The following is a 6,668-nucleotide window of genomic DNA, read 5'->3' as shown; positions in this document are numbered from 1 at the left end:
GGCCGCACTCATGACCGGCTGGGCTCGGTTAATCCTGCATGCCGCGCCCATGAGGTTACTTGTCCGGAGTGCGTCGAGCACAACGAGGAGATGTAGTTCACGATCTTTGAAAAGCGTGGTCAACCATCCAAAGTGTGGATGCCTTTCATCGAAACAAACGATTTCATCAATGTTCTGGAATCCTGCATGGGCAGAAGCACCTGATGGACACCGATGCCCCCACTGCCTCATGGCGTGGCGAGCGTCTTAAGAAACCGCCCGAAAGGAGATTTTTCATGCGCTCTACCGGGCAGTGGAGTGCTGGGAAAGGGAGTTGCAACTGACCGGCCATGTCAAACTGTCCGACTTCTTCCGAGCCTATGGACAGACCGGGAGACGCGCACGTGTAGCGGCTCACATCGTCATACTGCACCTACGCCACACACCGGCCGGACCTGATCCGGCTTTATGAGCATTGGGCTTTGTCAGTTGCCCAAGCGTGATGGCTTTCGCGACGCGGCGCGCCTCAGGAACTGAGCCGCGTCCAGGTCGAAACGCGGGAAAGAAAGACAGGAAACAGAATGGCCGATCAATTCGCAACGGACGTCATTGCCCTGATCAAGAAACGCGCCGAGTCGGAGAGCGGTGAGGGAATGCCTGCGTCATTCGTCGGCGAGATAACAATCGCCACGGAACTGGACGCGCTCGGGTTCGATTCGCTGGGTTTGGCGGACGTCCTCTGGGATGTGGAGCAGGCCTACGGCATCAAGATCGACATGAACACGGCCGATGCCTGGTCCAATCTCAAGAATGTCGGCGACGTCGTGGAAGCCGTCCGCGGCTTGCTTGCGAAGGAGGCTTGAATGGACAGGCGCGTCGTTATCACCGGAGTGGGCGGCCTGTGCGGACTGGGCACCGAGGCCGCCTCTATGTGGAAAGAGATGCGCGAAGGCCGCTCCGCCATCGGCCCGATCGCCAATTCCGAGCTTCATGACCTGGAGGGCATGACCGGCGCTGAGATCAAGGCGCTGCCCCAGCACGACATCAACCGGGGGCATCTCATCTCCATGGACCGCTTCAGCTTGCTCGCCGTGCTTGCAGCGCGCGAAGCCATGCGGCAGGCCGGACTTTCCTGCGACGAGGGGAATGCCCATCGCTTCGGCGCGACAGTGGGCGTCGGCGGCTTGGGCTGGGATGTGATGGAGGAAACTTACCGGGCCCTCCTTTTGGACGGCGCGAGGCGAGTTGGCATCCTCGCTGTACCCAAAACGATGCCAAGCGCCGCCGCCGGCCAGGTGAGCTTGAGCCTCGGCTTGCGCGGGCCGGTCTTCGGGGTGACCTCCGCATGTGCCTCGGCCAACCATGCGATCGCCTCGGCGGTGGACCAGATCAAGCTGGGCCGGGCCGACGTAATGGTTTCCGGGGGCAGCGACGCACCCTTCGCATGGGGCGTGCTGAAAGCATGGGAAGCAATGCGCGTGCTTTCACCCGATACCTGCCGGCCCTTCTCCGCCGATAGGAAGGGCCTGGTGCTGGGCGAGGGTGCGGGCATGGCCGTGCTGGAAAGCTACGAGCATGCCACGAGGCGTGGTGCCACAATTCTTGCCGAGATCGCCGGCGTCGGCCTTTCCGCCGATGCCTTCCACATTGCCGCGCCATCTGTCGAGGGGCCAGCGTCGGCGATGCGCGCCTGCCTTGCCGATGCCGGGCTGAATGCCGAGGACGTCGACTACCTCAACGCGCACGGCACCGGTACCAAGAGCAATGATCAGACTGAAACGGCGGCGATCAAGCGTGTGTTTGGAAACCACGCTTATTCGATGTCCATCTCTTCCACCAAGTCCACGCACGCGCATTGCCTCGGCGCAGCGAGCGCGCTTGAAATGATCGCCTGCGTGATGGCAATCCAAGAGGACGTCGTGCCGCCGACCGCCAACTATCGCGAGCCAGATCCCGCTTGCGACCTCGACATCACACCCAATGTGCCGCGGGAGCGCAAGGTGCGCGTCGCCATGAGCAACGCCTTCGCCATGGGCGGTACGAACGCAGTTCTGGCATTCAGGCAGGTGTAGAAGCCATGCAAGACGCCTCATTTGAGGTCACCTGTCGTATCTAGCTGCTTGCCGGACCACTATGTAAAGCGAGCGCTATTGGCTGCCTCTGCGATGCGGGAATTGGCAGCGGACGTCTCTCGATCAAACAGGCATCTTGCTTGTAGAATTCTTTTAATCGTGAAGCGGCGCGAGTGCGCTATCCGTTGAGGTGAGCAAGGCCGGCGCCCTGGGTGAGCGCTGGTGTCGGGTGGTGGAAAGTACAGGGGGAGCTGTGTGGCCCCTCTTTCTCGGCCTCGACGATGTGCGAAGGAGCCTGCGCGGCGAACGGGCCAACGCCCCAGGCTCAGAACCTGGGCGAACCTAACTCCCGCCAAAGGACAGCCCAGAGCTGGATACACGAAAGAGATACTGAACCCGCGAATCAGATTCTGATCAATCGTCGTGTCTGAGCTCCACTCGGCTCTTACGGAGATAATCGCGCGGCCCGGCAACGGCCGCGCGTGCCGCGGGCGTGAGCTTTGCGCTTCGTCAGAAGTGCCTCGAGCGTGACGACGATAATTGACCAGCCATATGGAACGCATTCGCCCAGTTATCCAAAGCGTGGATACCTTTCATCTAAACAAAGGATTTTACCGTTTTTGCTGCAGGTCCCATAGAAGCGCTTCAAGTTGGAAAGATAGGTAGTTCCGATGGTTGCGTTGGATCTGAGGAGCATCATCTGGTGTGCGGGGCGTACAAAGTCAGTCGCATCTGCATTGCGGCTTGGTCTTTCGGCGGTCCCCACAAGTTACGCCCCGTTGGCGCGACGCCAATTATTTAATCAATGCTTGGACATTTATCTCAACCAGACAGCTACAAGGTGAGGTCTTCCATGCGTCCGAATGTCGAGTGGAAGTTGTGCTGGGAAAATGAGCTGCAACTGGCCGACCATGTCGAACTCTCCGACTTTTTTCGAAAGACCTATGGACGGACTGGCGCCTTCAACGCGGAGCCATTCGAAGGCGGCCGCAGTTGGGCCGGCGCGAGGCCGGAATTCCGCGCAATCGGCTACGACGCGCATGGGGTAGCGGCTCACATCGGCATGCTGCGGCGCTTCATCAAAGTTGGCGAGGTCGACTTGATCGTCGCTGAATTGGGCCTGTACGCGGTTCGTCCGGATCTTGAAGGGCTCGGAATCGGTTTTTCGATGCGCGTGGCGTACCCAGTGCTCCATCAGTTGGGTGTTCCATTCGCTTTCGGCACGGTTCGGCACGCGCTGCGAAACCATGTCGAAAGATTCTGCAGAGCCGGCCTCGCGAACATTGTGTCGGGCGTTCGCGTACGGTCGACCCGTCCAGATGTGCATCCCGACCTGCCGCCCACGCGCCTGGAAGACGTACTCGTGTTGGTTTCGCCGATCGGACGCTCGATGGACGAGTGGCCGTCTGGTACCCTGATCGACCGGAACGGTCCGGAACTATGAAGCCTCTGGACTACATATGCGAAGGGCAGAGTGACAATGCCGATCGCATTGCAGAGCGCAGCGTCTATCTGACGTTTGACGACGGTCCCAATTCATTTTTCACACCGCAGATACTCAATGTGCTGGCGCAACATCAGGTGCCGGCGACCTTCTTCGTTGTTGGGGCCTACGCGGCCGACGAGCCGGAACTCGTTCGCCGAATTATTACAGACGGCCACGGTATAGCCAACCACACGATGACTCATCCGGACCTAGCTAAATGCGGGTCCGTCGAAGTCGACTGCCAGATAGTTGAGGCAAACAGAGTCATAGGGATGGCTTGCCCGCAGGCCATGGTTCGGTACTTTCGTGCACCCTATGGCATCTGGACCGAAGAAGTAATCGCTGCATTAGCGGGTGAGGCATTGGCGCCCGTCCATTGGTCCATTGATCCACGCGACTGGTCTCGCCCCGGCGTTGACGCCATCGTCGACAGAGTGCTCGCCGATATCCGGCCGGGCGCAATCGTGCTGTTGCACGACGGGTGCGCTCCCGACGAATTGCAACCAGGCAATCAAGCCAGTCTGCGCGACCAGACGGTGACAGCGTTGTCACGCCTAATTCCAGAATTGCACGGCCGCGGATTTGTAATCCGATCACTTCCTCAACATCCCTGAACAAACAGAGATCCTATGGACCTTCTCACCACAGCCAGTACTGTTGCCGTTTCGTCTTATGCGGTGCTCTCGACTGTTTACAGAGGCATGCAAGCGGTCTACTCCCAACCGGAAAATGTTACGCCGCCGTCGGAAAGCTTGTTCGGATCCGACCGTTGGCCGAGCGTGGATGTCATTATCCCCTGCTACAATGAGGACCCGCGCACACTCGCGGCGTGTTTAGCTTCCATTGCAAATCAAGATTACTCCGGAACATTTCAGGTCTATCTGGTTGACGACGGTTCTGGAAATCGTAATGCCGTCATCCCGGTACATCACGCCTACGAGGGCGACCCGAGATTCAATTTCATTCTGCTCCGCGAAAATGTTGGCAAACGCAAGGCGCAGATCGCCGCCATCCGCCGCTCATCTGGAGATTTCGTGCTCAGCGTCGACTCTGACACGACACTTGCGTCCGACGTCATCACGAAGCTTGCAGTAAAAATGCGGGATTCCATGGTCGGAGCGGCCATGGGCCAGCTGACGGCATACAACCGCAGCGACACTTGGTTGACCCGATTGATCGATATGGAATACTGGCTGGCTTGCAATGAGGAGCGCGCGGCGCAAGGTCGCTTTGGTGCGGTCATGTGCTGCTGCGGCCCATGTGCAATGTACCGCCGGTCTTGTCTCCTTTCTCTGCTGGATCAATACGAGACGCAGCTGTTCAGGGGGAAACCAAGCGACTTCGGTGAAGACCGTCATCTTACGATCCTCATGCTGAAAGCAGGCTTTCGAACCGAGTACGTTCCAGGTGCCGTCGCGGCGACAGTCGTTCCGGACAAGATGGGACCTTATTTGCGCCAACAACTCCGCTGGGCACGAAGCACTTTCCGGGACACGATGCTTGCGCGAGGTCTACTGCGTGGCCTGGATCGCTATCTAACTTTGGATGTGATGGGAGAGAATCTCGGCCCATTGTTGCTCGGCATCGCGGTAGTAACGGCGCTCGGTGAGTTACTATTTTCACATACAGTAAATTGGTGGACGGTGCTGGCTATTGTCACGATGACCATAATCAGATCTACGGTGTTATCTTTCCGCACTCGGCAGCTTCGATTCATCGGCTATTCAATGCACGCGTTAATCAGGATATTCCTGTTGATCCCCTTGAAGGCTTACGCCCTGTGTACATTGAGCAATAGCGATTGGCTGTCGCGTAAAAGTGTTCCCCTGCCCAACAGCAGCACAAAGGAAATCACAAGCGCGATGCCGCTTGGCGGAGCAAATGCTGCGGGCAATTCTGGAATTGCGGAGTCACTTCATACTGCAGATCTTTCGCTCACAGCTAGTGAAGTCTGACGGCCTTGCAGCGCCGAGTGACCGAGTAAGTTGTGTCAGTCGACACGGGGTGAAGCTTGTCGAGTTACCTATGGTCAGAACGGGGACTATGTGGAAGCGACACGTGGCATCTTGACGTTATTCTTTGGCGGAAGCGATACACACGTCGCTCCGGCCGCGACTTTCCAAAGGTGTCATCTCAAGGCGGTGGCCTGCTCTGAACCAGAATTCGCAAGTAAGCTGCCGGTGGCCAATCGGACTCATTCCGCTTGAGATAGACGCATGTCCAATGTAGCAATCGACCTTACCGGCGTAACCAAATTATTCGGAAACAAGCTCGTTGTGGACGGGCTGTCCTTCACCGTTGCATCGGGAGAGTGCTTCGGTCTGCTGGGGCCTAACGGCGCAGGCAAGAGCACGATTGCGCGTATGCTCCTCGGTATGACCCGGCCTGACGCGGGTGATATAACAGTCCTCGGTCTACCAGTGCCGGCACGCAGCCGCTTGGCCCGCAAGGGCATAGGCGTGGTCCCGCAGTTCGACAATCTCGACCTGGAATTTACGGTACGTGAGAACCTGTTGGTGTTCGGGCGCTACTTCGGCATGAGTACAAGAGAGATCAACGCCGTCATCCCACGGCTGCTCGAGTTCGCTCGCCTTGAGAGCAAGGCGGATTCACGTGTCGGCCTGCTATCCGGCGGGATGAAGCGGCGCCTGACGCTGGCACGTGCTCTGATCAACGACCCCCAGTTGCTTGTGATGGATGAGCCCACGACCGGCCTCGACCCGCATGCCCGCCATCTGATCTGGGAGCGACTTCGTTTCCTGCTGGCGAGCGGAAAAACGATCATTTTGACCACCCATTTCATGGAAGAGGCTGAGCGGCTTTGTGATCGGCTGTGTGTTCTCGAGCGGGGACGCAAGATCGCCGAGGGCAGTCCTCATGCGCTGATCGACGAGTACATTGGGTGCAACGTGATCGAGATCTTCGGCGGTAATCCACAGGAGCTGATTTCGCTGATCAGACCGTACGTTCAGCGTGTCGAGGTAAGCGGCGAGACGCTCTTTTGCTATGCGCCTGAGCCGGAGGATGTGCGCATCCAGCTTCGCGGTCGAGCGGGTCTGCGTATTCTAGAGCGTCCACCCAGTCTGGAGGACGTTTTCTTGCGGTTAACCGGACGTGAGATGGAGAAGTGA

6 protein-coding genes are annotated in these 6,668 nt (G+C 58.3%); all 6 read left to right on the top strand.

The annotated features are described in order from the left end of the window. The first annotated feature begins 560 nt into the window (after positions 1 to 560). The 6 genes from CK228_RS33225 to nodI all read left to right on the top strand — a co-directional run bounded on the left by CK228_RS33225 (position 561) and on the right by nodI (position 6,668). Entirely contained in the window at positions 561 to 842 is a 282-nt protein-coding gene (locus tag CK228_RS33225; RefSeq protein WP_029356603.1) for an acyl carrier protein, read from the top strand. Then, the gene (locus tag CK228_RS33220) at positions 843 to 2,051 is read left to right on the top strand and encodes a beta-ketoacyl-[acyl-carrier-protein] synthase family protein (RefSeq protein WP_095790554.1); all 1,209 of its coding nucleotides are present in this window, start codon (positions 843 to 845) and stop codon (positions 2,049 to 2,051) included. Positions 2,052 to 2,904: 853 nt separating this feature from the next. Beyond that, the gene (locus CK228_RS33215) at positions 2,905 to 3,495 is read left to right on the top strand and encodes a NodA family N-acyltransferase (protein ID WP_063169401.1); all 591 of its coding nucleotides are present in this window, start codon (positions 2,905 to 2,907) and stop codon (positions 3,493 to 3,495) included. Continuing rightward, complete coding sequence (gene nodB / locus CK228_RS33210) at positions 3,492 to 4,151, top strand: chitooligosaccharide deacetylase NodB (protein WP_063169400.1); 660 nt, start codon at positions 3,492 to 3,494, stop codon at positions 4,149 to 4,151. Before CK228_RS33215 ends, nodB begins: the two co-directional genes overlap by 4 nt. 15 nt (positions 4,152 to 4,166) lie before the next feature. Beyond that, the gene (gene nodC, locus CK228_RS33205; protein WP_063169399.1) at positions 4,167 to 5,492 is read left to right on the top strand and encodes a chitooligosaccharide synthase NodC; all 1,326 of its coding nucleotides are present in this window, start codon (positions 4,167 to 4,169) and stop codon (positions 5,490 to 5,492) included. Between the two features lie 261 nt (positions 5,493 to 5,753). Continuing rightward, the gene (gene nodI, locus CK228_RS33200; RefSeq protein ID WP_024505873.1) at positions 5,754 to 6,668 is read left to right on the top strand and encodes a nodulation factor ABC transporter ATP-binding protein NodI; all 915 of its coding nucleotides are present in this window, start codon (positions 5,754 to 5,756) and stop codon (positions 6,666 to 6,668) included.

The sequence above is a fragment of the Mesorhizobium sp. WSM4312 genome (assembly GCF_002294875.1).
GTDB lineage: Bacteria > Pseudomonadota > Alphaproteobacteria > Rhizobiales > Rhizobiaceae > Mesorhizobium.
This window is presented reverse-complemented; position numbering and strand designations above follow the sequence as displayed.

Coding starts and splice junctions, on each gene's coding strand:
- nodC (WP_063169399.1), top strand. CDS start 4,167: ATGGACCTTCTCACCACAGCCAGTACTGTTGCCGTTTCGTCTTATGCG.
- nodB (WP_063169400.1), top strand. CDS start 3,492: ATGAAGCCTCTGGACTACATATGCGAAGGGCAGAGTGACAATGCCGAT.
- nodI (WP_024505873.1), top strand. CDS start 5,754: ATGTCCAATGTAGCAATCGACCTTACCGGCGTAACCAAATTATTCGGA.
- CK228_RS33215 (WP_063169401.1), top strand. CDS start 2,905: ATGCGTCCGAATGTCGAGTGGAAGTTGTGCTGGGAAAATGAGCTGCAA.
- CK228_RS33220 (WP_095790554.1), top strand. CDS start 843: ATGGACAGGCGCGTCGTTATCACCGGAGTGGGCGGCCTGTGCGGACTG.
- CK228_RS33225 (WP_029356603.1), top strand. CDS start 561: ATGGCCGATCAATTCGCAACGGACGTCATTGCCCTGATCAAGAAACGC.